The 25565-nt window shown below is 37.8% G+C and carries 26 protein-coding genes, 1 pseudogene and 1 other annotated feature; of the genes and pseudogenes, 26 read left to right on the top strand and 1 reads right to left on the bottom strand.

Annotation, left to right across the window (positions count from 1 at the left end; all coding sequences use genetic code 11):
- Nucleotides 1-10 precede the first annotated feature (10 nt).
- The gene (locus tag FA727_RS10630) at nt 11-961 is read right to left on the bottom strand and encodes a Na/Pi symporter (RefSeq protein WP_306461664.1); all 951 of its coding nucleotides are present in this window, start codon (nt 959-961) and stop codon (nt 11-13) included.
- Nucleotides 962-1153: 192 nt separating this feature from the next.
- Between FA727_RS10630 and rpsU the strand changes: the two genes are divergently transcribed.
- The 26 genes and pseudogenes from rpsU (at nt 1154) to FA727_RS10500 (ending at nt 25257) form a co-directional block, all read left to right on the top strand.
- Nucleotides 1154-1327 (top strand): 30S ribosomal protein S21, encoded by a 174-nt coding sequence (rpsU, locus tag FA727_RS10625; RefSeq protein WP_019154564.1) that lies wholly within the window; start codon nt 1154-1156, stop codon nt 1325-1327.
- Between the two features lie 16 nt (nt 1328-1343).
- Nucleotides 1344-1787 carry a GatB/YqeY domain-containing protein gene (locus FA727_RS10620; RefSeq protein WP_126407133.1) on the top strand — a complete coding sequence of 148 codons (444 nt, stop codon included), beginning with the start codon at nt 1344-1346 and terminating at the stop codon, nt 1785-1787.
- A gap of 135 nt (nt 1788-1922) precedes the next feature.
- Nucleotides 1923-3251, top strand: a complete 1329-nt coding sequence (locus FA727_RS10615; RefSeq protein WP_136831065.1) for an NfeD family protein — start codon at nt 1923-1925, stop codon at nt 3249-3251.
- Nucleotides 3252-3254: 3 nt separating this feature from the next.
- Nucleotides 3255-4253: a flotillin-like protein FloA gene (gene floA / locus FA727_RS10610; protein ID WP_136830854.1), complete on the top strand. Its 999-nt coding sequence runs from the start codon at nt 3255-3257 to the stop codon at nt 4251-4253.
- A 31-nt stretch (nt 4254-4284) separates the two neighbouring features.
- Nucleotides 4285-4749 carry a YqfB family membrane protein gene (locus FA727_RS10605; protein WP_136830853.1) on the top strand — a complete coding sequence of 155 codons (465 nt, stop codon included), beginning with the start codon at nt 4285-4287 and terminating at the stop codon, nt 4747-4749.
- Nucleotides 4750-4809: 60 nt separating this feature from the next.
- A complete protein-coding gene (gene yqfC, locus FA727_RS10600) occupies nt 4810-5094 on the top strand; it encodes a sporulation protein YqfC (protein WP_136830852.1) in 285 nt (94 codons plus the stop codon).
- 170 nt (nt 5095-5264) lie between these two features.
- Nucleotides 5265-6458 carry a sporulation protein YqfD gene (gene yqfD, locus FA727_RS10595; RefSeq protein ID WP_136830851.1) on the top strand — a complete coding sequence of 398 codons (1194 nt, stop codon included), beginning with the start codon at nt 5265-5267 and terminating at the stop codon, nt 6456-6458.
- Entirely contained in the window at nt 6455-7423 is a 969-nt protein-coding gene (locus tag FA727_RS10590; RefSeq protein ID WP_136830850.1) for a PhoH family protein, read from the top strand. The genes yqfD and FA727_RS10590 overlap by 4 nt, the downstream gene beginning before the upstream one ends.
- A 244-nt stretch (nt 7424-7667) precedes the next feature.
- Nucleotides 7668-9842 carry an HD family phosphohydrolase gene (locus FA727_RS10585; RefSeq protein ID WP_136830849.1) on the top strand — a complete coding sequence of 725 codons (2175 nt, stop codon included), beginning with the start codon at nt 7668-7670 and terminating at the stop codon, nt 9840-9842.
- Nucleotides 9839-10309 (top strand): rRNA maturation RNase YbeY, encoded by a 471-nt coding sequence (gene ybeY / locus FA727_RS10580; RefSeq protein WP_136830848.1) that lies wholly within the window; start codon nt 9839-9841, stop codon nt 10307-10309. Before FA727_RS10585 ends, ybeY begins: the two co-directional genes overlap by 4 nt.
- Nucleotides 10287-10670, top strand: a complete 384-nt coding sequence (locus FA727_RS10575) for a diacylglycerol kinase family protein (RefSeq protein WP_136830847.1) — start codon at nt 10287-10289, stop codon at nt 10668-10670. The genes ybeY and FA727_RS10575 overlap by 23 nt, the downstream gene beginning before the upstream one ends.
- Before the next feature lie 268 nt (nt 10671-10938).
- A pseudogene (locus tag FA727_RS10570) lies at nt 10939-11055 on the top strand (cytidine deaminase); the annotation flags it as partial.
- Nucleotides 11048-11965 (top strand): GTPase Era, encoded by a 918-nt coding sequence (gene era, locus FA727_RS10565; protein ID WP_136830846.1) that lies wholly within the window; start codon nt 11048-11050, stop codon nt 11963-11965. The pseudogene FA727_RS10570 and the gene era, both read left to right, overlap by 8 nt.
- Nucleotides 11966-12154: 189 nt before the next feature.
- Nucleotides 12155-12295 (top strand): YqzL family protein, encoded by a 141-nt coding sequence (locus tag FA727_RS10560; RefSeq protein WP_136830845.1) that lies wholly within the window; start codon nt 12155-12157, stop codon nt 12293-12295.
- Nucleotides 12296-12326: 31 nt separating this feature from the next.
- Nucleotides 12327-13085 carry a DNA repair protein RecO gene (recO, locus tag FA727_RS10555; protein ID WP_136830844.1) on the top strand — a complete coding sequence of 253 codons (759 nt, stop codon included), beginning with the start codon at nt 12327-12329 and terminating at the stop codon, nt 13083-13085.
- Nucleotides 13086-13120: 35 nt separating this feature from the next.
- Nucleotides 13121-13304 (top strand) — a binding site (T-box leader).
- A 222-nt stretch (nt 13305-13526) separates the two neighbouring features.
- The gene (gene glyQ / locus FA727_RS10550; protein WP_136830843.1) at nt 13527-14417 is read left to right on the top strand and encodes a glycine--tRNA ligase subunit alpha; all 891 of its coding nucleotides are present in this window, start codon (nt 13527-13529) and stop codon (nt 14415-14417) included.
- Nucleotides 14410-16479 (top strand): glycine--tRNA ligase subunit beta, encoded by a 2070-nt coding sequence (gene glyS / locus FA727_RS10545; RefSeq protein WP_136830842.1) that lies wholly within the window; start codon nt 14410-14412, stop codon nt 16477-16479. The genes glyQ and glyS overlap by 8 nt, the downstream gene beginning before the upstream one ends.
- A gap of 173 nt (nt 16480-16652) precedes the next feature.
- Nucleotides 16653-17288, top strand: a complete 636-nt coding sequence (ccpN, locus tag FA727_RS10540) for a transcriptional regulator CcpN (protein ID WP_136830841.1) — start codon at nt 16653-16655, stop codon at nt 17286-17288.
- 63 nt (nt 17289-17351) lie between these two features.
- Nucleotides 17352-18170, top strand: a complete 819-nt coding sequence (locus FA727_RS10535) for a pyruvate, water dikinase regulatory protein (RefSeq protein WP_136830840.1) — start codon at nt 17352-17354, stop codon at nt 18168-18170.
- A gap of 358 nt (nt 18171-18528) precedes the next feature.
- Entirely contained in the window at nt 18529-18966 is a 438-nt protein-coding gene (locus tag FA727_RS10530) for a YaiI/YqxD family protein (protein WP_136830839.1), read from the top strand.
- Nucleotides 18967-19051: 85 nt separating this feature from the next.
- Entirely contained in the window at nt 19052-20863 is a 1812-nt protein-coding gene (gene dnaG, locus FA727_RS10525) for a DNA primase (RefSeq protein WP_136830838.1), read from the top strand.
- A 55-nt stretch (nt 20864-20918) separates the two neighbouring features.
- Nucleotides 20919-22043: an RNA polymerase sigma factor RpoD gene (gene rpoD / locus FA727_RS10520; RefSeq protein ID WP_136830837.1), complete on the top strand. Its 1125-nt coding sequence runs from the start codon at nt 20919-20921 to the stop codon at nt 22041-22043.
- 87 nt (nt 22044-22130) lie between these two features.
- Nucleotides 22131-22652 (top strand): hypothetical protein, encoded by a 522-nt coding sequence (locus FA727_RS10515; RefSeq protein ID WP_136830836.1) that lies wholly within the window; start codon nt 22131-22133, stop codon nt 22650-22652.
- A gap of 310 nt (nt 22653-22962) precedes the next feature.
- On the top strand, nt 22963-23331 hold the full coding sequence (gene cccA / locus FA727_RS10510; RefSeq protein ID WP_136830835.1) for a cytochrome c550: 369 nt from the start codon (nt 22963-22965) through the stop codon (nt 23329-23331).
- Between the two features lie 97 nt (nt 23332-23428).
- Nucleotides 23429-24139, top strand: a complete 711-nt coding sequence (locus tag FA727_RS10505; RefSeq protein WP_136830834.1) for a tRNA (adenine(22)-N(1))-methyltransferase — start codon at nt 23429-23431, stop codon at nt 24137-24139.
- A gap of 2 nt (nt 24140-24141) precedes the next feature.
- Nucleotides 24142-25257, top strand: coding sequence for a Nif3-like dinuclear metal center hexameric protein (locus FA727_RS10500; RefSeq protein WP_136830833.1), 1116 nt, complete (start codon nt 24142-24144; stop codon nt 25255-25257).
- The last annotated feature ends 308 nt before the right edge of the window (nt 25258-25565 follow it).

Below are 25565 nucleotides of genomic sequence, written 5' to 3'. Positions count from 1 at the left end.
CTGGAGTTTTTTAATGCAGTTGTTTTTTACCATGCACCTTCACAATAAAATCCCCAAACTTATAGGCAAAGGGTAAAACTAATATCGAAGAAACACAATTAAAAAGAACACTGATATGAGCAAGCTGAACTTCCGGTTTATCGGCAAGAAACACAGCTAGATTAGATAGCGTCGCAATAAACGGAAAAAACACTATAACTCCCAACAGGTTCAGCCATATATGTGCATATGCACAAAGCTTCGACTCTTCCCCACTCCCTATACTTGCGATATAACCAGTCACACATGTTCCGATATTAGCTCCAAGCATAATCGCAATTCCGGTTGCTATATGAAAGACATCCGAACTCAAAAATCCCATAACAATACCAGTTGTTGCCGTACTTGACTGAATAATGCCAGTGAGAATTATACCAGCAATGACACTTAACAAAGAACTATCGTTCAACTGATGAATCGACTCTTTCATGAAGGAAAGCTCTGAGAGAGGAAGAGCAAGAAATTCAAAACCTTGCATTCCTGTAAAAATACAGGAAAGCCCCAAAAGAATAATCCCTATGCTACGAATTTTTATATTCCGAATCAGAAACAAAAGTGCCCCAATTATTGCCATCGGTACGATTAGGGAACCAATATTAAAAGTAATAAATTCTGTTGTAAAGGTCGTCCCGATATTTGTCCCTAAAATAATTCCAATCGAACCGCGAAAAGTCATCATTCTTGCTGCAATTAATCCGATGGTGATGACCATGACAGCTGAACTGCTTTGAAGAATTCCTGTTACAAGCGTTCCAACGAGTAGTCCTTTAATGGGAGTATCGGTTAATTTTACTAACCAGTACTTTAAGCTCTCAGCAGAGGCGTTGAACAAACCTGTTCTCAAAAAAGTCATTCCCACGATAAATAACAAAATGAAAAGTACGAAAAATAATAAATAGAGCATGTCCTCCATCCTTTCCATAAACTTTATGGTGTGGAAGAGTGACGCATGCACATTATTTAACAATTTTTTAACTGAAAAATTTATCACATGATAAGTAGGAAGGGAATGGGGCGAGAATACTGTTGACCTTGCTCCTTCATTATATTATAATTGCAAAGTACATGGTTTCATGTGGTGTAAGTGTGTTGTGTTCGGAGGGAGGGAAAGAGAATGTCTAAAACTGTTGTTCGTAAAAACGAATCACTTGAAGATGCTCTTCGTCGTTTTAAACGTACTGTATCTAAATCAGGTACTATACAAGAAGCTAGAAAGCGTGAATTCTACGAAAAACCTAGTGTAAAACGTAAGAAAAAGTCTGAAGCTGCAAGAAAACGTAAGTGGTAAAGAGAGGGTGTAAGTAATGAGTCTTCTCGAGCGTTTGAATCAGGATATGAAACAGGCGATGAAAAACAAAGAAAAAGACAAACTCTCCGTCATTCGGATGGTTAAAGCTTCACTTCAAAATGAAGCATTAAAGCTCGGTCAAGAGTTATCCGAGGATGAGGAGCTAACAGTCCTTTCTCGTGAAGTAAAGCAACGCAAGGATTCCCTCCATGAATTTGAAAAAGCAGGCCGCGAGGACCTAGTTGAAAAAATTCGTACTGAATTGCAGTATGTGGAAGAATATATGCCCCAACAGTTAACTGAAGAAGAAGTTTCTAAAATTGTCCAAGAGTCAATTGCAGAAGTTGGAGCTTCATCAAAAGCTGAAATGGGAAAAGTGATGGCTGCTATTATGCCGAAAGTAAAAGGCAAGGCAGATGGATCGCTCGTTAATAAACTTGTACAACAACACCTTTCATAATTGTATTAAAGACCATAGGATTTATGTCCTGTGGTCTTTTTACATAGAAGTAAAATAAATGAAACCTTTTTCATACTTGTTCGTATTATACCTGTCGATACGTATTTGAAAGGAGGGAAGTTCGTGGGAAACCAAATGACAATTAGACGATTGCTCATAACCCTTTCTTTTTTAGCAACAATAATCGTTATGCTCCTCCCAGTTCATGGTAAAGCTAATAATGATGTTGTCTATGTGGTTCCGCTGAAAGAAAATGTTGAAAAAGGATTACATGCTTTTTTAACAAGGGCTGTTGAAACTGCCGAAGATGCCAATGCAAAAGCTATTATTTTTGAAATTAATACTCCTGGCGGTGTTGTAGATGCAGCAAGTGAAATTGGGAAGTTATTAACTTCCACCTCGCTAACAACGGTTTCCTATATCAACAACAAAGCCTTATCAGCAGGTGCCTATATTGCCTTGAATACGGATGAAATTTATATGGTACCAGGCTCAAGTATTGGAGCAGCGGGCATTATTGATCAAGAAGGAAATACAGCTGATGAAAAGGCTCAGTCCTATTGGTTAAGTGCGATGAAGGGGGCTGCTGAACAAAGTGGACGGGACCCGATTTATGCTTTAGCAATGGCTGATCCTGATATCGATCTACCTGAATACGGTGCTCCAAAGGGGAAATTTTTAACCTTAACATCGGATCAAGCTGTTGAGGTCGGCTATTCAAATGGTACTGTTACAAACTTGAGTGATGTGCTAGAACAGATTGGTTATCCAAATGCAGAGCTTCGTTCAGTGGAAGAGAGCTTTGCTGAGAAACTTGCCCGTTTTATTACTCATCCCGTGGTAGTGCCTATATTGTTAACTATCGGTAGTCTTGGACTTGTCGTCGAATTATACTCACCAGGTTTTGGAATCCCAGGATTTATGGGATTGTCTTCATTACTGCTTTTCTTCTACGGACATCTTGTAGCCGGACTCGCAGGCATGGAAACGATAATTTTGTTTGTCCTTGGTATTGGATTAATTATTTTAGAATTTTTCCTTCCAGGCGGGATTGCAGGAATATTTGGATTCATTTCCATTTTAGCGAGCTTGTTTTTAGCGACTGATAATATTATCCATATGGGAATCTCTTTGCTTATCGCAATAGGTATTTCGATTTTGGCATCTATCCTAATGGTAAAGGTGTTTGGTAAAAAGATGAGTATATTTAAAAAGATTATTTTAACCGATTCCACCAATTCAGAAAGTGGCTATGTCTCAAATATAAACAGAACAGAGCTACTTGGACTAGAAGGTATTACAATGACGGCGCTGCGTCCAGCTGGAACCGTTTTGGTTAAAGATGAACGAATTGATGTCGTAAGTGAAGGTTCTTTCATTCTGAAGGACAAAAAGGTGAAAATTGTTAAAGTGGAAGGCGCAAGAATAGTTGTTAGAGAAGTGCCAGATCAAAAGGAGGAATAAATTATGAATATTACAGCTCCATTTGCCCTATTAGTAGTTGCTATTGTTCTAGCGATTATTCTTATCGGTGTATTGTTAACTTTTGTACCTGTGATGCTGTGGATTTCAGCATTAGCTGCAGGGGTCAGAGTTAGTATTTTTACCTTAATTGGAATGAGGCTTCGCCGTGTTATTCCAAATCGTGTTATTAATCCATTAATTAAAGCGCATAAAGCAGGGATTGGCGTGACGACGAATCAGCTTGAAAGTCATTACTTAGCAGGAGGAAATGTTGACCGCGTTGTTAATGCGTTAATTGCCGCACAAAGAGCGAATATCGAGCTTACTTTCGAACGTTGTGCAGCGATCGATTTGGCTGGACGTGATGTATTAGAAGCTGTACAAATGAGTGTTAATCCGAAAGTTATCGAAACACCTTTTATTGCCGGTGTAGCAATGGATGGAATTGAAGTAAAAGCAAAAGCAAGAATTACGGTACGAGCAAATATCGAACGCCTAGTCGGTGGTGCAGGGGAAGAAACGATTATCGCTCGTGTAGGTGAAGGGATCGTTTCTACGATTGGTTCTTCTGAGAATCATAAAAAAGTGTTAGAAAATCCAGATTTGATTTCTCAAACTGTATTATCAAAAGGATTAGATTCAGGCACTGCTTTTGAAATCTTATCGATTGATATTGCAGACGTTGATATCGGTAAGAACATTGGAGCGATCCTTCAAACCGATCAGGCTGAAGCGGATAAGAAAATTGCTCAGGCAAAAGCTGAAGAGCGCCGTGCGATGGCTGTTGCACAAGAACAAGAAATGAAGGCAAAAGTTGAGGAAATGAGAGCGAAGGTAGTTGAAGCAGAAGCTACAGTTCCTCTTGCTATGGCAGATGCGCTTAAATCAGGAAATATGGGTGTCATGGATTATATGAATATCCGTAACATTGAAGCTGATACAGAAATGAGAGATTCTATCGGCAAAATTTCTGGAGACAAAAAAGATAAGAAACAAGATTAAGCTCTCCAAATTGGAAGGGAGGTAATCTCTCTTGGATTTTTTATTAGACAATCCTCTTATTATTGCCATACTTGTAGGAATCATCTCTTCTATTTTTAAGAAGAGGAAAAACGAGACAAAGCCTACGAAGAAAAAGTCGAAGAACTTTTGGGAAACGGTACAACTGCCTAACTTTGATTCTAGTTCTGAAGTCAAACCTTTGCAGAAAGTGGAGGTTTATCGTGAGGAGCATGTCCAAGTAGATAGGACGCTTCAGGAAGATTATCTAGAAGCACAAAGGAAAGCTGATTTACTTAAGCGAGATGCAGTCGATATCAAGCAAAATATTCGATTGAACGAAGTGAAACTTAACCCTGAACCTTCGACCCATCAAGAAAAAAATGATTTTCAGGTCGATTCAAACAAACTTGCGGATGCGGTCATTTGGTCTGAAATACTTGGACCTCCTAGAGCGCGTAAGCCTCACCGCTCGATGTACGTTAAGCAAGGGAAATAAAAAGAAGTGCTAGAACCTTCTTTTATCTCATATTATGAGATGAAAGGGGGTTCTTTTTTTATGGCAAAAAAGTGGGGACATCAGGTTAAGAACTGGATGACGAAGCATATGGAGCTTCCACAAGATGTCATGATGGACCTTCCCCGTATTACAATGATTGGACAAATTCACATATATATCGAGAACCACCGAGGGTTGCTTGCCTTTTCTGACAAAGAAGTCAGACTCATGTTAAAACAAGGCCAACTTTTGGTAAAAGGAAAAGCCTTTGTTATCAAAACAATCCTTCCAGAAGAAATCATGCTAGAAGGTAAAATTGATCAAGTCATTTATGTGAATGACTGAGCTCTGGTTATCGGAAACATCATGATTGGATTGTAGAGCGCGAGTCTCGTGAGAATTAAATGGAGCAGTGCCCAATCAACTCACGAGACTGCATCGCTTAAAAATAAGCAATTGGAATTGACTTCAAAATTTAAATTTATATAAAAGTGTACATGCTTAGGAGGGTAGTGATGAGAAATCAATGGATTTATTATTACACAGGAGTCGTCACAGTAAAAATATCTGGTCAAGGTCTGGAGAGATTTATTAATAATTTGACAAGAAGTGGAATCAAAATTTGGGATTTGAAAAAACATGGGAAAGAAACATTAACCTTTAAAATATCGTTAGCAGAAATAAAAAGATTGCGGCCAATTGTTCGAAAATCAGGCTGTAAAATAGAATTTTTACGAAGGACAGGCTTTCCTTTTTTTTTCAAAAGGATCTTAAAGAACAGTGGTTTCTTTGTCGGAGCACTCATTTTTGCAGCGGTTGTTTTTGTACTATCCAATATGGTCTGGGGCATTGAAATTAACGGAGCGGACCCTGAAACTGAACATAAGATTAGGCAAGAACTTGATAAAATCGGTGTTCAAACCGGAAAACTACAATTCTTTTTAGAGGATCCAGAGGGGATCCAACGAGCAATAACAGACAATTTAGAGGAAATCACTTGGGTTGGAGTGGAACTACAAGGGACAACCTATCATCTTCAGGTTGTTGAAAAAACGATTCCAGAACAACCGGAAAAGCTTGGACCTCAAAATCTAGTTGCCACTAAAAAAGCAGTTATTGTTGATATGTTTGTGGAAGAAGGGCAACCTGTTGTTGAAATAAATGATTATGTAAAACCAGGGCAACTGCTCGTCTCTGGAAGTATTGGAAAGGAAGGGAAAACGAAGTCTGTCTCCGCTAAAGGAGAAGTTTTCGGGGAAACTTGGTACAAGTCTGAAGTATCGGTTTCATTGAAAACGAACTTTGATGTCTTTACTGGAAATGAAAAAAGAAAGCATTATCTTAAATTTGGCTCTTTCTCACTTCCAATTTGGGGCTTTGGAAAAAATTCGTTTAAGGCATTTGAAACGGAAAAAGAGGAAAAGACCTTTCGTTTTCTGAAATGGGAGTTACCTATCTCTTACGTAGAAAAAACACATAGAGAGAGTGAAAAGGTTATGAGAACGTACTCCAATGATGAAGCGGTTGAGGTAGCGAAAGAAATGGCACGGCAGGATATAAAAAACGATATTCCGGAAGATGCTACGATTAAAGGGGAAAATGTTTTGCGCCAAACAACCCAGAATGGTAAAGTATATTTATTAATACATTTCCAAGTCATCGAGAATATTGCAAAATCATACCCAATCATTCAAGGAGTGTCGGAATGACAGAAGAATTAACGACGATTAAAATGCAATTAGAAAATCCAAATGAAGCAATATCCTTATTAGGGAATTCTGATGCCAATCTCAAAATCATTGAAGATGAACTAAGGGTTTCTGTCGTTACGAGAGGGGAAACGATTTACGTTTCTGGAAACGAAGAAGACGTTGAATTGGTCAGTAGAATTATTGAGAAACTTCTCTATGTTATTCGAAAAGGAATTAATATTTCAGGTCGAGACGTAATGTATGCTGTGCAAATGGCGAGAAAAGGAACGCTCGAGTATTTTAAGGATATGTACGAGGAAGAAATAACAAAGAATGCAAAGGGTCAGTCAATTCGTGTCAAAACCCTTGGGCAGCGACAATATATCCAAGCAATGAAAAAGAATGACTTGGTATTTGGAATTGGACCTGCTGGAACAGGAAAAACATATTTGGCTGTTGTAATGGCCATCACGGCTCTGAAAAATAGTCAAGTGAAGCGAATTATTCTAACTCGCCCTGCAGTAGAAGCAGGTGAAAGTTTAGGATTTTTACCAGGAGATTTAAAGGAAAAGGTTGATCCGTATTTAAGGCCCCTTTACGATGCTCTCCATGATATTTTAGGAGTAGAGCATACTGGTAGGCTTATCGATCGAGGAACGATTGAAATCGCGCCTCTCGCCTATATGCGTGGACGTACCCTTGATGATGCTTATGTAATCTTAGATGAAGCTCAAAATACAACAAAAGCACAAATGAAAATGTTCTTAACGCGTCTAGGGTTTGGTTCAAAGATGATTATTACTGGAGATAAAACGCAGATTGATCTTCCGAAAGGTGTACAGTCTGGTTTAATAGAAGCAGAGAAAAGATTACAAGGTGTTAATGGTATAGGCGTTGTTTATCTAGAACAAAGTGACGTTGTCCGTCATCCACTAGTCGCTAAAATTATTCAAGCCTACGAAACTGAATCAACTGAAAAATAAGCCGTTTGGATGCACCAAACGGCTTTTTTGTACATATTTTGGCTATAATGGAGATGTAATGTACCATACTGTAATAAATTAATTACAGATTCCTTTTTTTAGGTGAAAGTTACTTGGAAAACTGTTATCATTTTCATAAGTCATTATAGATACGTATTTTATAAATAGCATGTGCCCATGTATGGAAAAAAATATCGCTTTAAGGCTTATCTGGCTCACAATTGCCAAGATAGGAGGAAATGAAATGGAAAAGCTTCAGCGACAATTAGCCCAAATTCGTAACCTATTAGACGTCACTTTTTTTAGAGTGCTGTTATTTTTGATCATAGGTTTTATTCTTTATGTGGCCATGTATAGCAATGTGAAACCTGAAAAGCTTAATTTAAACCTTTTTTCAGTTTCTACAGAAGCGATTCGCTCCCCTGTGACTGTTTCTGATCAAGAAAACACGGAAAAGAAAAGAGAGGCTGCCGAATCACAGGTTAAAGATGTTTATGTTCTAAAAAAAGAAATAAATGAAAATCGGGTTGATCTAGTTACTTCTATTTTTGATTCAGCTGCTGACGTCGTCAAAGAGGCAGAAGCTGAAGTTGTTCCTCCTGAGGACAGCCCTGAGAATGAGAACACCCCAGTAATTGAGCCTCCTACAGTTGAAGAAAAGGTAACGATGCTCAAAGAGAGACTAACTGAGGATGTAGCAAAGGATGTTTCAGATACGACGTTTACTGCTCTTGTATCATCTTCTGCATCACAGCTGTCGATTGCTAAGGATTTGACTGTCACTGCTATTAATAATGTGATGAGCAATCGTATCCCGGCTGATGAAGTAGAAAACGGTAAGAAGCGGGTAGAAGAGGAATTAAAGTTCACAAACCTTGAAAATGGTTTAAGAAATGCTGTCATTGAGCTAGGTCGTTATGCAGTCATGCAAAATGAGTTTTTTGATGTAAATGCAACTCAAGAGCTTAGACAGCAAGCAAGAGAAGGTGTGGAGCCTGTTAAAATTTTGCAGGGACAAATTATTGTCGAAGAGAATCAATTGATCAATCCGGAAATTTACCGTCAATTAGAGCTTGTTGGCTTGTTGGATAATGAAAATTCTCTTTTACCGTTTCTCGGCCTTTTCTTAGTCATTGGTTTGATGTTACTTGCAGTATATTTTTATTTTAATGATTTAAAGGTGAGAAGAGAAACGAAGCAAAATTATTTGCTCCTTTTCAGTATTATTTTTATATTATCAATAGGGATTCTTAAAGGGATTAGCTATATCAATATCGAGTATTCGGAAATTGGTTATGTATACCCAGTCGCAATGGGAGCTATGCTTTTAAAAATCATGATTGATGAACGCATCGCTTTCATTTGGACAGTGATTGTGGCCCTTTGCGCAAGCATTATCTTTAACGAAGGCATCACCAGCTCTCTAAATATGAATGTTGGCATTTACATATTGTGCAGTGGAATAGCGGGCATTCTGTTCTTAAATAAAAAGAATCAGCGGAGCAAAATATTACAGGCTGGTCTGTTTATTTCCTTGATTAATTTAATTGTTATATTTGCGTTAGTGTTTATGCAAAATGCCCATTATAATGCGCTAGATTATACATTTTATATTTCAGCGGCTTTGATTTCAGGGATTACTTCTGCTGTGTTAACAATCGGCTTCTTGCCATTTTTTGAAGCTGGATTTGGCATTCTATCAACGATGAGACTAATTGAATTATCGAATCCAAATCATCCGTTGTTACGAAAAATATTAACCGAAGCGTCTGGGACCTACCATCATAGTGTAATGGTCGCAAACCTTTCAGAATCAGCGTGTGAAGCGATTGGAGCCAATGGTCTCCTTGCAAGAGTAGGTTGTTATTATCACGATATTGGGAAAACAAACCGTCCGCAGTTTTTTATCGAAAATCAAATGAATATTGAGAATCCTCATGACCGTCTACCACCGCAAACGAGTAAAAATATTATTATTGCTCATGCTACGGATGGTGCAGAAATTTTACGTAAGCATAAAATGCCGAAGGAAATTGTGGATATTGCTGAACAGCATCACGGTACCACATTATTAAAATTCTTTTATCATAAGGCAAAAGAAAGCGGGCTAGATGTAGAGGAGAAGGATTACCGTTATCCTGGTCCTAAGGCTCAAACGAAAGAGACGGCCATCGTTGGGATTGCAGACAGTGTAGAAGCAGCTGTCCGGTCGATGAATAGTCCAACCCCGGATCAAATTGAAGGATTAGTTCGTAACATTATTGCTGATAGGCTTCAGGATGGGCAATTGAACGAATGTGATTTGACTCTAAAGGAATTGGAAATTGTCGCAAATACATTTTGTGAAACATTAAAGGGAATTTTTCATTCTCGAATCGAATATCCAGAAATGACAAAGCAGAAGGTGAAACAAGCATGAGTTTAGAAATAGACTTTTTAGATGAAACAAATGAATTATCAGAGAAAATGCTCAACACATTGGAGGAATTATTAAACTTTGCGGCCCGAAAAGAGGAAGTGGAGTCAGGTAGTGAGCTATCTGTAACCTTTGTGAGCAACGACAGAATCCAAGAAATAAACCGTGAGTACCGCGACAAGGATTACGCAACCGATGTAATTTCTTTCGCTCTAGAAGAAATGGGAGAGGGAGAAATCGAAGTAAGTGGTGGAGATATGCCCAGAGTACTAGGGGACATCATTATCTCGATTAAAAAAGCTGAGGAACAGGCTGAGGAATATGGACATAGCTTTGAACGTGAAATGGGATTCTTGGCAGTCCATGGGCTTCTTCATTTATTAGGGTATGACCATGAAAATGAGGAAGACGAAAAAGTTATGTTCGGTCGGCAAAAGGATATTTTAGATGAATACGGATTACAACGGTAAAAATAAGTTTAAGTCCAGTAACGTCATTCGTTCATTTCAATATGCCATACAGGGGATAACACATACACTCATGAAGGAACGGAATATGCAAATTCACGTGAGCATTTCGGTGATTGTTGTGTTTGTTAGCTTTATCTTGAAGTTATCGGCAATTGAATGGCTCTTTATCTTATTTGCCATTGGTGGCGTGTTTGCATTGGAACTTGTTAACACAGCAATTGAAAGAATTGTAGACCTTGTCACAAAGGAATATCATCCTTTGGCAAAACAGGCAAAGGATATTGCGGCAGGGGCTGCATTTATCTACTCGATTTTATCCGTTATTGTTGGAATTATTATATTCCTGCCGAAAATTCTATAAACAACTTAGAACTGTCTTTTTGGCAGTTCTTTTTTACGTTTGGTGTAGTTTGTAAACCTCAAAAGTTTGTATCTGCTTACAGAAAGGGTTAAAATAACAGAACCATAAGTTTTGAATTATGGATAAGTTTTTAGAAAATTCTAATTCTTTTATTACATTTTTGCAACAAATAATGAAAATGAAGTAAAAATGCGGTAAAATATAGGAACAGTAGTCTTTTGAAACGAAAGGAAGTATTTTAGTGAAGCTTGAGGAATTAATTGCAGCATCAAAGTTGTGCCCAAAAGACATGAAATTTGTTTTAACGAACCTAAAAGGGGATATTAAAGAACCATTAGTAGAATTACTGACAGGCGCATTTTCACCGGAGGACTTACATGAATAATCAAAAACAACAAGAACACAAATCAGGGTTTATCTCTATTATTGGACGACCAAACGTTGGGAAATCAACCTTTTTAAACCGAGTTATTGGACAAAAAATTGCGATTATGAGCGATAAGCCGCAAACCACAAGAAATAAGGTGCAGGGAGTCTTAACAACTGACGATGCACAATTGATTTTTATTGACACTCCTGGAATTCATAAGCCTAAGCATAAACTTGGTGACTTTATGATGAAGGTTGCTCAAAACACTTTAAAAGAAGTAGATATTGTCTTATTTATGGTGAACGCAGAGGAAGGTTACGGTCGTGGCGAGGAATTCATCATCGAAAAATTTAGCAACGTAAAGACGCCAATTTTCCTGGTTATTAATAAAATTGATCAAATCCATCCAGACGATCTATTAAAGATTATTGAATCGTATAAAGAGAAGCATGAATTCGCAGAAATCATACCGATTTCAGCGTTAGAGGGAAACAATGTAGAAACGCTTCTTGAGCTAGTAAAAAAATACTTGCCTGAAGGTCCACAATATTACCCAGCTGACCAGGTTACTGATCATCCGGAGCACTTTATTGTTTCTGAGTTAATTCGAGAAAAGGCGCTGCATTTAACAAGAGAGGAAATTCCTCATTCACTTGCTGTTGTAATTGACAGAATGATCAAGATGGATGATAAGGATGTCATTCATGTCATGGCTACTGTCATTGTTGAAAGAGATTCGCAAAAAGGTATCGTTATCGGTAAGCAAGGAGCTATGCTGAAAGAGATCGGAAAAAGAGCGCGAATCGATATTGAAAATCTTTTAGGATCGAAAGTATTTTTAGAACTTTGGGTTAAGGTGCAAAAGGATTGGCGTAATAAAATGTCTCAGTTACGCGATTTTGGATTCCGTGAAGACGAGTATTAAGCGGTTAAAATGTTACATTCTAGAGTATTAATCAAGCTCTAGGAATATGCATGATTTTGTCATTCAAAATCTACGTAAAAAGTTATTAACAATATTTACGTCACATGAAATTATTACGGCAGGGCCAAGATATAGTTAAGGATTTGGGATAGTAATTGCTAGTCGAAAAATCGAAAGGTGGGGTTTTTGATGTTAGATTTTACCTGGAAGATATTTTCGGAGACAGGTAATATTGACACTTATCTTCTCTATAAGGAATTGGAGAAAGAAAATCAAGAAATACCCGAAAATCAGACGCACGAGCTAGCAGAGAAGTTTCCATATCTCTAGTGTTTGTCCTGTAATAGGATGGTGTTGACCGATGCTTCAAAAATGTGAAGGCATCGTCATTCGTACAAATCATTATGGTGAAGCAAATAAGGTTGTTACTTTATATACCCGAGAATGGGGAAAGGTTGGTGTTATGGCAGGAGGGGCTAAAAAGCCGAATAGTCGCCTGGCGGCTGTCACCCAACCTTTTACATATGGTTATTTTTTGGTTAAAAAGGGTTCCGGTTTAGGAAACCTGCAGCAAGGTGATATTATTTCATCTATGAGAAGCATCAAAGAAGACATCTTTCTCACAGCCTTTGCAAGCTATATCATTGATTTGACTGATAAATGTACTGATGAGAGAAAGCCCAATCCTTTTTTGTTCGAACTCCTTTATCAAACGTTAAATTATATGAACGAAGGCTATGATCCGGAAATATTGTCAAATATATATGAGATGAAAATGTTGAATTCCCTTGGTTTATATCCAGTACTAAATCAGTGTTCTGTTTGTGGAAATACTGAGGGGGAATTCTCTTTTTCGATTCGGGAAGGTGGTTTTATCTGTCATCGATGTCTTGAAAAGGATCCTTACCACTATAAAATTTCACAAGCAACTGTGAAGCTGCTTCGCTTATTTTATTATTTGGATATCTCCAGATTAGGAAATATTTCAGTTAAGGATGAAACAAAAAAAGAACTGAAAACGATTATTTCTGCTTATTATGATGAGTATTCTGGATTAAATTTGAAAACAAAAAGATTTCTGAAACAAATGGAAAGTCTAAAAGGTCTAGGTCAAGATTGACAATGAGATTAATTTTAGATATGATAATTTTTAATTAAAACGCAAAGATGGAAAAGAGTACTTAACATCCCTCTATAGAAGCGATCCTAGGATAGTGTGAGCTAGGAAATAGAGCGTTAAGGAAGGCATTCCGGAGCGTTGAGTGCCTTTTGGCTTTTAAAGTGGCTGCATTTATGTGCAGCAAATAGGGTGGAACCGCGGGTAACTCTCGTCCCTATGCTATTACAGCATATGGGAGCGGGAGTTTTTTTACGTCCAGCTCCAGCGCCTAGCCCCTCGATTGAAAAATAAAGAGCATTTTTCATTGGTCAAATAAACCGCGACAATAAAAGTCAAAAGCAGACTTTTCTTGTCGCAGAACAATTGCTTGTCGGGGCAAAACAAGGCGCTTCCGCTTTTGGGCTCATATGCTAAAAATTCAAAAGGAAGGGAAGTTAAAAAATGAACATTCAAAACATGATTTTAACATTGCAAAAGCATTGGTCAGAACAAGGCTGTATCCTTATGCAAGCTTACGATGTTGAAAAAGGAGCAGGGACAATGAGTCCTTATACATTCCTGCGAGCAATTGGTCCGGAACCATGGAATGTGGCCTATGTAGAGCCGTCTCGTCGTCCAGCAGATGGTCGTTATGGGGAAAACCCAAACCGCCTTTATCAGCACCATCAATTCCAAGTTATTATGAAGCCTTCACCAGATAACATCCAAGAGCTATACCTAGACTCTTTAAGAGCATTAGGAATTAACCCTTTGGAACATGATATTCGTTTCGTTGAGGACAACTGGGAGAATCCATCCCTTGGTTGTGCAGGTCTAGGCTGGGAAGTATGGTTAGATGGTATGGAAATTACACAGTTCACGTATTTCCAACAGGTTGGTGGTTTAGAGTGTAAGCCAGTTTCTGTTGAAATCACATACGGGATTGAGCGATTAGCTTCATACATTCAAGATAAAGAAAATGTATTTGACTTAGAATGGACGGAAGGATTCACGGTTCGAGATATTTTCATGCAACCAGAGTATGAACATTCAAAATATACGTTTGAAACTTCTGATACAGAAATGCTGTTCAATCTATTTAATACGTATGAAAAAGAAGCTCATCGCCAAATGGACGAAGGTCTAGTACATCCTGCTTATGATTATGTATTGAAATGCTCTCATACCTTTAATCTTTTAGATGCGAAGGGAGCTATTTCGGTTACGGAACGTACAGGATATATTGGACGTTGCCGTAATTTAGCGAGAAAAATTGCGAAGACATTTTATGAAGAAAGGGAAAAACTTGGTTTCCCTATTTTAAAGGCAAAGGAGGAGAATCGTCATGAGTAGGGATTTACTAATTGAGATTGGTTTAGAAGAGATGCCAGCGAGATTCGTGACGAACTCAATTGAGCAATTAACGGATAAACTAAAAAATTGGTTTGCTGAAAAGCAAATTGAAATTGGTGACGTCAAATCTTACTCTACTCCTCGTCGTCTAGCTGTTCTAATCAATGACGTCTCAGAAGCACAAGAAGATATACAAGAGGAAGCAAAGGGTCCTGCCAAGAAGATTGCTTTAGATGAAAGTGGTAATTGGTCCAAAGCAGCAATTGGATTTACTCGAGGACAAGGGATGAGTGTTGATGACATTTATTTTAAAGAGATAAATGGGGTTGAATACGCTCATGTTGAGAAATTCACTAAAGGTCAGGAAACAAAGTCTCTTTTACCAGAATTAAAGCAAATTATTACAGGATTAACTTTCCCAAAAAACATGCGTTGGGCGAATGAAGAAATTAAATACATTAGACCGATTAAATGGCTAGTCGCTATGTTTGGAACTGAAGCAATCCCGTTTGAGATTACGGACGTAGCAACAGCTACTTGGACGAGAGGTCATCGTTTCTTAGGCGATAAGGTTGTAATTTCTTCACCAGAAGAATATGTTGTAACACTGCTTGGCCAATACGTTATTGCCAATAGTCAAGAACGAAAAGATGCAATTGTTTCTCAGTTGAAAAAGATTGAGGAAGAAAATGGTTGGATCATCCCGATAGATGAAGAGTTATTAGAAGAAGTTAATAACCTAGTAGAATATCCGACAGCTCTTTTTGGTCGTTTTGAAGAAGAGTTTCTTGAGTTACCTGAGGAAGTGCTCATAACTTCGATGAAAGAGCACCAACGTTACTTCCCGGTTAAATCCAAGGACGGCAAGCTACTACCATTTTTCGTAACTGTTCGAAATGGGGATCATCAGCATTTAGATACAGTCGCAAGAGGAAATGAGAAAGTATTAAGAGCTAGACTTGCAGATGCTGCATTCTTCTATAAAGAAGATCAGAAGATGGAAATTGCTAAGGCTCTTGAAAAATTCAAAACGATCGTTTTTCACGAAGAAATTGGAACGCTTGCTGAGAAAGTGGAAAGAGTTAAAGCTTTAACAAACAAGTTAACAGCTGAACTAAATTTTACTGATGCAGACAAAAAAGTTGCAGCTAGAGCAGCAGAAATCAGCAAATTCGACCTAGTCACGAATATGGTTTATGAATTCCCAGAGCTACAAGGATTTATGGGTGAAAAGTATGCAATCCAAAAAGGTGAAGATGCACTAGTTGCAAAAGCAATTAACGAGCATTATATGCCAAGAAACGCTGAAGATTCACCTGCAGAAACGAATGCTGGTGCGGCACTTGCGATCGTTGAAAAATTGGATACCATTGCATCAACCATTGCTATCGGGGTCATCCCGAGTGGTTCACAAGACCCTTACGCACTGCGCAGACAGGCAACAGGGATTGTGCAGACTCTTATTCATAAAAATTGGGATATTGAACTAGAACAACTTATTAGCTTAAGCATTGAAATGATTGAATCAGCAAATTTTGCAAAGCTTAGCCGTGAAGAGCTTGAAAAAGAGCTATTAAGCTTCTTTAAGCTTAGAATTAAGCATCTACTTCAAGAACGTGGAGTTCGTTACGATTTAATCGATGCTCTGTTAGCTGGACAAATTGGTGTCATTGCATCGTTAGTACGCAAAGCGGAAATCCTTAATGTGAAAAAGGATGAAGAAGGCTTTAAGGAAAGCATGGAAGCACTAAGCAGAGTCATTAATATTTCAAGTAAAGCCGATGCTCCAGGAGAAATTGAGACGACATTATTTGAAAATGAATATGAGCGTAATCTTTATAATCAGCTTGTAGAAGTAGAAAAAACTTTGGAAAGCAATGTATCGGAACAAGAAACCTATGAACTACTTGTTTCTCTGAAGGATAGAATTAATGATTATTTCGACCATACGATGGTTATGGTGGATGATGAAAAGTTAAAAGCCAATCGCTTAAACCTAATGGTTAAGCTTGCGAATAGAATTAAAGACTTTGCAAACGTAACAGAAATCATCGTAAAATAGAATTTCAAAAAAGGGGCCGGTTCACAAAGAACTTGGCTCCTTCTAACTTTATAATGAAAATATTTCGAAAAGTGTTTCGTTATCGTCAACAAATATTCTTTTCATTTCCATTATGTAGTATATAATAATGAATATAAAGTATAGCATTATTCGTGTTTGAACTAGCATGTTAGGTGGTGAGTACAATAGAACTAAATAAAAGACAAGAGCAAATCCTTGCGATTGTGAAGGAGAATGGTCCAATCACTGGAGAACAGATTGCGGATAGATTGAATTTGACACGTGCGACTCTACGTCCTGATTTAGCTATTTTAACTATGTCTGGATTTTTAGATGCCAGGCCACGGGTTGGTTATTTCTATACAGGCAAATCAAGTGTTCAGCTGCTTACAGAAAACCTGAAAAAGCTTTATGTAAAGGACTATCAGTCTATTCCAGTAGTAATAAGTGAAAATGTTTCCGTCTATGACGCAATTGTAACGATGTTTCTAGAGGATGTGGGGACACTATTTGTAGTGGATCAACAAAATCTATTAGTAGGAGTATTATCAAGAAAAGACCTTCTCCGAGCAAGCATTGGAAAGCAGGAATTAACGACTCTTCCGGTAAATATAATTATGACACGGATGCCTAACATCACCATGTGTGTAAAAGAAGACTTACTAATTGATGTAGCTCAGAAGCTTATAGATAAACAAATTGATGCATTACCAGTCGTAAAAGAAACAGAAAAAGGCTACGAAGTAATTGGCCGTGTAACAAAGACTAATTTAACAAAAGCGCTGGTTGCTTTGGCCAGTAATGAATAGGAATTGTAACATCGCATATAAATAGGCCGGTTTAAAAATGTGACAGAGGGGATGATTTTTAGAATGGGAAGTATGCCGATCATCTATGTTGTATCTGACTCTGTTGGGGAAACAGCAGAACTTGTAACAAAGGCTGCTGTGAGCCAATTTAATGGTAGTAATGCAACGATTAAACGGTTTCCGTATGTGGAAGACATAGAAGATGTTGATGAAGTGATTTCTCTTGTGAAAATGGACAAGGGTATGATTGCCTATACATTGGTAAAACCAGAAATTCGTGAATATATGAAGCAAACAAGTGTAAAAGAAGGTATCTATGCTTGTGACATTATTGGTCCACTAATTGATGATATCCAGCAAGCAAGTGGATTAAAGCCATTGTTTGAACCAGGGCTAGTACGTAAGCTTGATGAGGATTATTTTAAAAAGGTCGAAGCAATTGAGTTTGCGGTTAAATACGATGATGGTAGGGATCCGAGAGGGATTCTAAAGGCCGATATTGTGTTAGTTGGGGTTTCTAGAACTTCAAAGACACCTCTCTCTCAATATTTAGCGCATAAGAGACTAAAGGTGGCAAACGTCCCTTTAGTTCCAGAGGTTGACCCGCCTGAAGAGCTATTCCAAACATCACCGGAAAAATGTTTTGGACTTAAAATCAGTTCGGACAAACTTAACAGTATAAGACGAGAACGTCTTCTTTCACTCGGCTTGAACGATCAAGCAAGCTATGCAAATGTGTCGCGCATCCAGGAAGAGCTAGAGTATTTTGAAACGATTGTTACTCGAATCGGTTGTCAAACAATTGATGTGACGAACAAGGCAGTAGAAGAAACGGCTAACATCATTTTAAACCAGTACTATAAAAGTAAAATATCTGAATAATGGATGGAGAAACTAGTACAGATTCAAGGTGCTGGTTTCTTTCTTTTTTTGGGGCTGATGATAGTAAAAATGGTGTTATCATAGACCAAATTCATCATACGCATAATTTTTTCTTAATTAGAGAGAAAAAATAATGGAAAACTGCAATTGTTTATACTATAATAAAAAATTGTGATAAAAATGTTTATAATAGGTTTAGACTGAGTACTGAACGAATAAACTAAATATGGATAGAAGTCAAGACAAGTGCCGAAAGAAAATTCGACAAATAGTGATTCCGAAAGTTATTCCTTTTTTTAAGCAGGAATATATGGAGTGATGTAGAATTTATAGTACAATAGAGAAACTGAAGGTAATTGTGGACGCAGATTCATGTCCTGTAAAAGAGGAGATTGTCGAAATTTCTAGAGGGTTCGGTGTAAGTCTTATCTTTGTTGCCTCCTATAATCATGTACGTAATGATTCATTAGGTGGCTCATGGCATTATGTGGATTCAGATAAAGAGGCTGCAGACTTGTTTATTATGAATCATGCAAATGCCGGAGATGTTGCCGTAACACAAGATATCGGTTTAGCCTCGACCCTTCTTTCAAAAAAGGTAATTGTTCTAGATCCACGGGGAAATTTATATGAAGAAAAGGACATTGAGTCCGCATTACATATGAGGTATTTATCAGCAAAAGCTCGCAGGAGCGGAAAATATGGAAAAGGCCCAAAACCTTTTACCCGTGAAGATCGAATCCGATTTGAGAAAAATTTTATAAAAATATTGTCGAAAATTAAAGGGGATTTTTAATTTTTGCCGAATATCTGATAAATGAGTCCAGGTTTCCTGAGAACTACCTTTTTGAAAATATGACTGAAATATGGAGTTGTTCTCAATGCATGCGCGAATTGCTGAAGAAAAAATAAATGAAATTCGCCAAGCTGTTGATATAGTTGATTTAGTAAGCGACTATGTGCAACTAAAAAAACAAGGGCGTAACTATTTTGGATTATGTCCATTTCATGGCGAGAATTCGCCGTCGTTCTCCGTTTCCCCTGAAAAACAAATCTTTCATTGTTTTGGTTGTGGAGCTGGAGGAAATATTTTTTCGTTTTTAATGGATCTCGAAAGCCTTTCCTTTCAAGAAGCTGCAGTAAAGCTAGCAGAAAAGGCGAATATTGAACTTGAAATATCTCCTTCCGCGGTTTCGAAAGAATCTTCTGTACCGCCAGAAATTAGACAAATGGTGGAAGCTCATGAGTTAATACGTAAATTCTACCATCATTTACTTGTAAACACAAAAGATGGTCAGCACGCGTTAGAATACTTATTGGGAAGAGGATTTACATTAGAATCGATTGAGAAATTTCAAATTGGATATGCCTTAAATTCATGGGACTTTGTTTATAAGTTTTTGACAAAGAGGAATTTCGAACCTGAAGTCTTGGAAAAATCGGGACTCATTATAAAGCGGGAAAGAGATGGAACCTATTTTGATCGATTTAGAGATCGAATTATGTTTCCAATATTTGACCAAAAGGGAAATACGATTGCTTTTTCTGGGAGATCACTCGGGGCAGATGAGCCCAAATATTTAAATAGTCCCGAAACGGCAATCTTTAATAAAAGTAAAATTTTATATAATTTTCATTTAGCTAGACCAAGTATTCGAAAGCTACAACAACTTATACTATTTGAAGGCTTTGCAGATTGTATTGCTGCCGATCGTGCGGGAGTAGAGAATGGTGTTGCCACGATGGGAACATCTTTAACTGCCGAACATGTCTCTTTAATTCGCAGGAATACAGATGCAGTTACCATTTGTTATGACTCAGACAACGCTGGAATCGAGGCTGCTTACCGTGCATCTAGTCTTTTAGTAGAAGCTGGTGCTCAAGTAAGAGTAGCGATGATGCCAGATGGATTAGACCCTGATGATTATATTAAGAAATACGGGGAAGCTAAGTTTACAAAAGAAATCATTGGTGCGAGTATGACACTGATGTCGTTCAAACTTGTTTACTTTAGAAGAGGAAAAGATCTTCAAAACGAAGGAGATCGGCTCCAATATATCGAAAAAGTATTAAAGGAAATTAGTCAGCTCGATAAAGCAGTTGAAAGAGATCATTATTTAAGGCAAATAGCGAATGAATTCTCACTTTCATTGGAAGCCTTACAGGAAGAGCAGAAGCAAATATATTTTTCTAATAAGAAGAATAGCCGTGGGCAAGCCATAACTGAACAGAAAAAATTAGTTATTGCTCCCAGGCAGCCTGAGCTACCTAAAAAAGCTTTCCACAATGCTGAAAGAAGATTAATTTACCACATGATGAGAAATCCAGATATTGCTCACAAAGTGCAAGATAGGCTCACGGGCCATTCCTTTAACATTGATGAACACCAGGCTATTATCACTTATCTATATGGATATTTTGAAGAGGGACTAGAACCTAATCCAAGCCACTTTATGAATTATTTGACAGACGATAAGCTCAAGAGAATAATTGCCAACATTGAGATGATGTCCATAAATGAAGAAATAAGCGACCAGGAATTATCCGATTATATTAATCAGGTGTTGAAACATCAAAAAATGTTAAAAATAAAGGAAAAAGAAAAAGAGCAACAAGAAGCCGAGCGACATGGTGATTTTACCAGTGCAGCGAGGATTGCGATGGAAATTATTCAGCTTCGTAAAACTTTATGATGCGGGATTTAGTTTTAATAAATTGGTTTTGTGATTTTTAGAAGGAGGGGTACATATGGCTGAAAAGTCGGCCCGTTCAAAAGAGGTTGATTCAGATTTGACCCTAGAACAAGCAAAAGAACAGATTACGGAATTAGGAAAAAAGACAGGCGTGTTAGCCTATGATCATATTGCTGAAAAGCTATCTAGTTTCGAGTTAGATTCCGATCAAATGGATGAATTCTATGCAGTTTTGGAAGAACAAGGTGTAGAGCTAGTTGACGAGAACGATGAAAGTGATCCAAACGTACAAGAACTGTCTAAAGGGGAAGAGGAATTTGACTTAAATGACCTCAGCGTCCCTCCTGGTGTTAAGATTAATGACCCAGTTCGTATGTATCTTAAAGAAATCGGTCGTGTTGACTTGCTTTCTGCTGAAGAAGAAATTCGCTTAGCCGAAAGAATTGAACAAGGTGACGAAGAAGCCAAGAGGCGTTTGGCAGAAGCAAACCTTCGTTTAGTAGTTAGTATTGCTAAAAGATACGTGGGTAGAGGAATGTTGTTCCTTGATTTAATCCAAGAAGGTAATATGGGACTAATTAAAGCAGTAGAAAAGTTCGATTACCGTAAAGGATTCAAATTCAGTACCTACGCTACTTGGTGGATTCGTCAGGCGATTACTCGTGCGATTGCCGACCAAGCAAGAACCATTCGTATCCCGGTTCATATGGTTGAAACCATCAATAAATTAATACGTGTTCAACGCCAATTACTTCAAGATTTAGGGCGCGAACCATCTCCAGAGGAAATTGCTGAAGATATGGATTTAACTCCTGACAAGGTTCGAGAAATTTTAAAAATTGCTCAAGAGCCAGTTTCTCTTGAAACTCCAATTGGTGAAGAGGACGATTCACACTTAGGAGATTTCATTGAAGACCAAGATGCAACTTCTCCTTCGGAGCATGCTGCTTACGAATTATTGAAGGAGCAATTAGAAGACGTTCTAGATACCTTAACAGACCGAGAAGAAAATGTTCTACGTCTTCGTTTTGGGCTTGACGACGGACGCACAAGAACTCTTGAGGAAGTCGGTAAGGTCTTCGGTGTAACGCGTGAACGTATTCGACAAATCGAAGCAAAAGCTTTACGCAAACTAAGACATCCAAGCAGAAGCAAACGTCTAAAAGACTTTTTAGAATAGAGTCTAAAAAAATATATTGCCAGAAAATAGTTTACTTCATACAATTGAGGTAAACTATTTTTTTTTAAAATAAAAGGATGCGACGTAATGGATGAAAATCGTAAAAAAATTATTATCAATGAAATTCTATATTGGAAGCAGAATAAAATGCTTCCTGAACAATATTGTGATTACCTTTTAGCCTTGTATACAGAAGGAAATCAACCTACGGAACAAGGGAAATCAAAGGCGAAACTTGGTAAATATAATTTGCTTCCTTTATTGTTAATTCCAGTATTTGTTTTTTTATTATATTTTACAGAATTATCTTTCGATTTGCAAATGGGTCTTTCCAGTATTATATTGCTATGTGGAGTTGCCCTTACAGTATATTTTTTCAAAAAAGGAATGGCATTTCAAATTTCTTTAGTTATTTCGGCACTTTTGCTTTTGCTGATTAGTGTTGAATGGATCGTTCATTTTTTTCCTGAAGGAATCATTATTCTCTACGCTGTGCTTATAGGGAACTGCTTGTTATGGTTATTAGCAGGAAAGAAATTAAAGCTCATGTATTTCCTTTTATCAGGGTATGTGGGAATGGGGTTGCTTGTCATTTCAATGTTTCTTTAATTTTAAGTAATGTTAAGAAAATTCAATTAATACCCTTATAATAATATTGTAAGCGAATTCATTTATAGGTCAAGGATAATTTTCCGGATTTTTCATTTTCGCTATTTTCGAATTGAATGTTAGAAGAATAAAATTTAGAAGACAAACGAAAACTAGTTGAAATTGTAGCGAAGTTTTTGACTTTTTTATGAACTTAGTGTGACAAACTTTACTTTAGGGCTTTTCCTTCTATCGTTTTTCGAGTACAATAAGGGTTGTTTGTATATATATTTAGTTGACTGATTGTTCTTACATAAGGGAGGTTATTGCAATGAATCGTAATCCAATTATTCCATTCGTTTTAATTATGGTACTAGGAATTGCTGTTATGTTCTTAATGTCATTTAAAGGTCTTGGTGATATGAAAGAAATCGCTGAAGAGAAAGAAAATGGCGGAGAAAAAACAGAAGAGGTTGCAAATGCAACACCTGAAGAATTGTTCCAACAAAAGGGCTGTGTAGGATGCCATGGTGGAGACTATAAAGGAGTCACTGGTCCATCATTAATCGGAGTTGGAGACAAGCATAGTCAAGAAGAGCTTGTAGACATTCTTACAAATGGTACAGATGGCGGTATGCCTGGTGGCTTAGTTGCTGGCAAAGAAGCAGAGATGGCTGAATGGCTTGCTACTCTAAAATAAGCTCAAAATAGGTAACGAAAGTCCTTTGCATATGTAAAGGACTTTTTTTATACTTATAAAATGGAGTTATCCATAGAATTTGTAAAGTGGTGAAGGAATGAATATAGATAAATTGTCGCAGAGATTGCAATCAGTAGCGGGGTACATACCTGAAGGAAGCAGTATTGCTGATATTGGTTCAGACCATGCTTACTTGCCGTGTCATGTTGTGAAAAAAGGACGTGTACCCTTCGCGATTGCAGGTGAGGTAGTAGAAGGTCCATTTCAATCAGCAAAAAAGCAAGTAGAGTCCGAAGAATTGACGAACCAAATAGACGTGAGAAAAGGAGATGGCCTTGCGGTACTCTCACCAGGGGAAGTAGATTGCATTACTATCGCTGGTATGGGTGGGGCTTTGATCGCAAGTATTCTCGAACAAGGCTTGGATAAACTCGAAGGTGTCACAAGGCTAATTCTTCAGCCGAACTTAAGTGCACAGTCGATCCGAGTTTGGTTAATTGATCATGAATGGCAATTAATAGCGGAAGAGATTTTAGAAGAGGACGGAAAAATCTACGAAATTCTTGTAGCTGAAAAAGGGGAACCGCATCGACCATATAATCAGGAAAAAATTCATTCTGAATTATTAATGGGTCCATTTTTGTCATCTAAAAAAACAGAACCTTTCGTGAAGAAATGGAAAAGTGAAATGAAGAATTGGATGCGAATATTAAGTAAGCTCGAGCAAGCGGCTGATACAGAAGATAACCGTCAAAAGAAAGAAGAATTACAAAATAAGCTACGCATGGTTGAGGAGGTTCTTGACTAAGAATGAAGAGAGCGAACGGATATGAAATCATTCAATTATTTGAGCAATTCTCGCCGAAATCTTATGCCATGGAAGGTGACAAAGTAGGACTTCAAATTGGCAGATTAAATAAGCCTGTTGAAAAAGTACTCATTGCTTTAGATGTTCTTGAGGAAGTAGTAGATGAGGCGATTGCAGAAAATGTGCAGCTCATCATTGCCCACCATCCCATTATCTATCGTCCATTACAAAAGATCGCGACGGAACAAACAGCTGGGCGAATTATTGAAAAATTAATCAAGCATGATATTGCCGTATATGCAGCCCATACGAATTTAGACGTGGCAAAAGGCGGAGTCAATGATTTATTAGCAGAAGCATTAGGACTTACGAATACAAAGGTCTTAGTGCCAACCTATGAATTAAAATTAAAGAAACTAGTTGTTTTTGTGCCGGAAGAAAGTGCTAAGAAAGTGAAAGAGGCATTAGGAAGAGTTGGTGCAGGTGCCATCGGCAACTATAGCCATTGTGCATTCACTGCAAGTGGAGTAGGTCAATTTCTCCCTGGCGAAGAAACAAACCCTCATATCGGTACTCAAGGAAAGCTTGAAGAAGTGAATGAAGTTCGTATCGAAACCATTTTTCCAGATAACATTGAAAAAAAAGTTCTTTCTGCAATGCTGAAAGCTCATCCGTATGAAGAAGTCGCTTATGATATTTATCCTCTAGACAATCAAGGAGAAACGCTAGGGCTTGGTCGAGTTGGTTATGTCGATGAAATGACATTAGGACAATTTGCAGAGCGTGTAAAAGAAGCTCTTGACGTTAAAGGTGTTCGTGTTGTTGGCGATTTACAAACTCCAGTAAAAAAAGTGGCTGTCTTAGGTGGAGATGGGAATAAATATTATCGTTCAGCCAAATTTATGGGTGCAGACGTATATGTCACAGGAGATTTATATTACCATGTTGCCCATGATGCACAGATGGAAGGGGTAAATATTATCGACCCTGGTCACAATGTAGAGAAAGTCATGAAAGCTGGAGTAGCGAAAACTCTAGCTAAAATGACGCAAGAAAAAGGGCTAGATGTGACGTTTGTGGCTTCTAAACTGAATACAGACCCGTTTCAATTTGTGTAAATTAGGAGAAGACTAGCGGGTGTATCTGATGTTTGGTTCATGCGGACACTATTGGTAGGATTTTTGAAAAAGTAGTCTTCATGGAGATTTCATGCGGACACTGTTGACTGGATTTTTGAAAAAGTAGTCTTCATGGAGAGTTCATGCGGACACTGTTGGTAGGATTTTTGAAAAAGCTGTCTTCATGAAGGGTTCATGCGGACACTGTTGATAGGATTATTGAAAAAAGTGTCTTCATGGAGAGTTCATACGGACCCCTTTATCGGATTTTCTAAAATAGTTGTCTTCATGAAGAGTTCGAGTGAAGC

Source organism: Robertmurraya kyonggiensis (assembly GCF_005116465.1).
GTDB lineage: Bacteria > Bacillota > Bacilli > Bacillales > Cytobacillaceae > Robertmurraya > Robertmurraya kyonggiensis.
Note: the sequence above shows the minus strand (reverse complement) of the source record. Positions and strands in the feature narration are given on the sequence as shown.

Coding starts and splice junctions, on each gene's coding strand:
- FA727_RS10630 (WP_306461664.1), bottom strand. CDS start 961: ATGGAAAGGATGGAGGACATGCTCTATTTATTATTTTTCGTACTTTTC.
- rpsU (WP_019154564.1), top strand. CDS start 1,154: ATGTCTAAAACTGTTGTTCGTAAAAACGAATCACTTGAAGATGCTCTT.
- FA727_RS10620 (WP_126407133.1), top strand. CDS start 1,344: ATGAGTCTTCTCGAGCGTTTGAATCAGGATATGAAACAGGCGATGAAA.
- FA727_RS10615 (WP_136831065.1), top strand. CDS start 1,923: ATGACAATTAGACGATTGCTCATAACCCTTTCTTTTTTAGCAACAATA.
- floA (WP_136830854.1), top strand. CDS start 3,255: ATGAATATTACAGCTCCATTTGCCCTATTAGTAGTTGCTATTGTTCTA.
- yqfC (WP_136830852.1), top strand. CDS start 4,810: ATGGCAAAAAAGTGGGGACATCAGGTTAAGAACTGGATGACGAAGCAT.
- yqfD (WP_136830851.1), top strand. CDS start 5,265: ATGAGAAATCAATGGATTTATTATTACACAGGAGTCGTCACAGTAAAA.
- FA727_RS10590 (WP_136830850.1), top strand. CDS start 6,455: ATGACAGAAGAATTAACGACGATTAAAATGCAATTAGAAAATCCAAAT.
- FA727_RS10585 (WP_136830849.1), top strand. CDS start 7,668: ATGGAAAAGCTTCAGCGACAATTAGCCCAAATTCGTAACCTATTAGAC.
- ybeY (WP_136830848.1), top strand. CDS start 9,839: ATGAGTTTAGAAATAGACTTTTTAGATGAAACAAATGAATTATCAGAG.
- FA727_RS10575 (WP_136830847.1), top strand. CDS start 10,287: ATGAATACGGATTACAACGGTAAAAATAAGTTTAAGTCCAGTAACGTC.
- era (WP_136830846.1), top strand. CDS start 11,048: ATGAATAATCAAAAACAACAAGAACACAAATCAGGGTTTATCTCTATT.
- FA727_RS10560 (WP_136830845.1), top strand. CDS start 12,155: ATGTTAGATTTTACCTGGAAGATATTTTCGGAGACAGGTAATATTGAC.
- recO (WP_136830844.1), top strand. CDS start 12,327: ATGCTTCAAAAATGTGAAGGCATCGTCATTCGTACAAATCATTATGGT.
- glyQ (WP_136830843.1), top strand. CDS start 13,527: ATGAACATTCAAAACATGATTTTAACATTGCAAAAGCATTGGTCAGAA.
- glyS (WP_136830842.1), top strand. CDS start 14,410: ATGAGTAGGGATTTACTAATTGAGATTGGTTTAGAAGAGATGCCAGCG.
- FA727_RS10535 (WP_136830840.1), top strand. CDS start 17,352: ATGGGAAGTATGCCGATCATCTATGTTGTATCTGACTCTGTTGGGGAA.
- dnaG (WP_136830838.1), top strand. CDS start 19,052: ATGCATGCGCGAATTGCTGAAGAAAAAATAAATGAAATTCGCCAAGCT.
- rpoD (WP_136830837.1), top strand. CDS start 20,919: ATGGCTGAAAAGTCGGCCCGTTCAAAAGAGGTTGATTCAGATTTGACC.
- FA727_RS10515 (WP_136830836.1), top strand. CDS start 22,131: ATGGATGAAAATCGTAAAAAAATTATTATCAATGAAATTCTATATTGG.
- cccA (WP_136830835.1), top strand. CDS start 22,963: ATGAATCGTAATCCAATTATTCCATTCGTTTTAATTATGGTACTAGGA.
- FA727_RS10505 (WP_136830834.1), top strand. CDS start 23,429: ATGAATATAGATAAATTGTCGCAGAGATTGCAATCAGTAGCGGGGTAC.
- FA727_RS10500 (WP_136830833.1), top strand. CDS start 24,142: ATGAAGAGAGCGAACGGATATGAAATCATTCAATTATTTGAGCAATTC.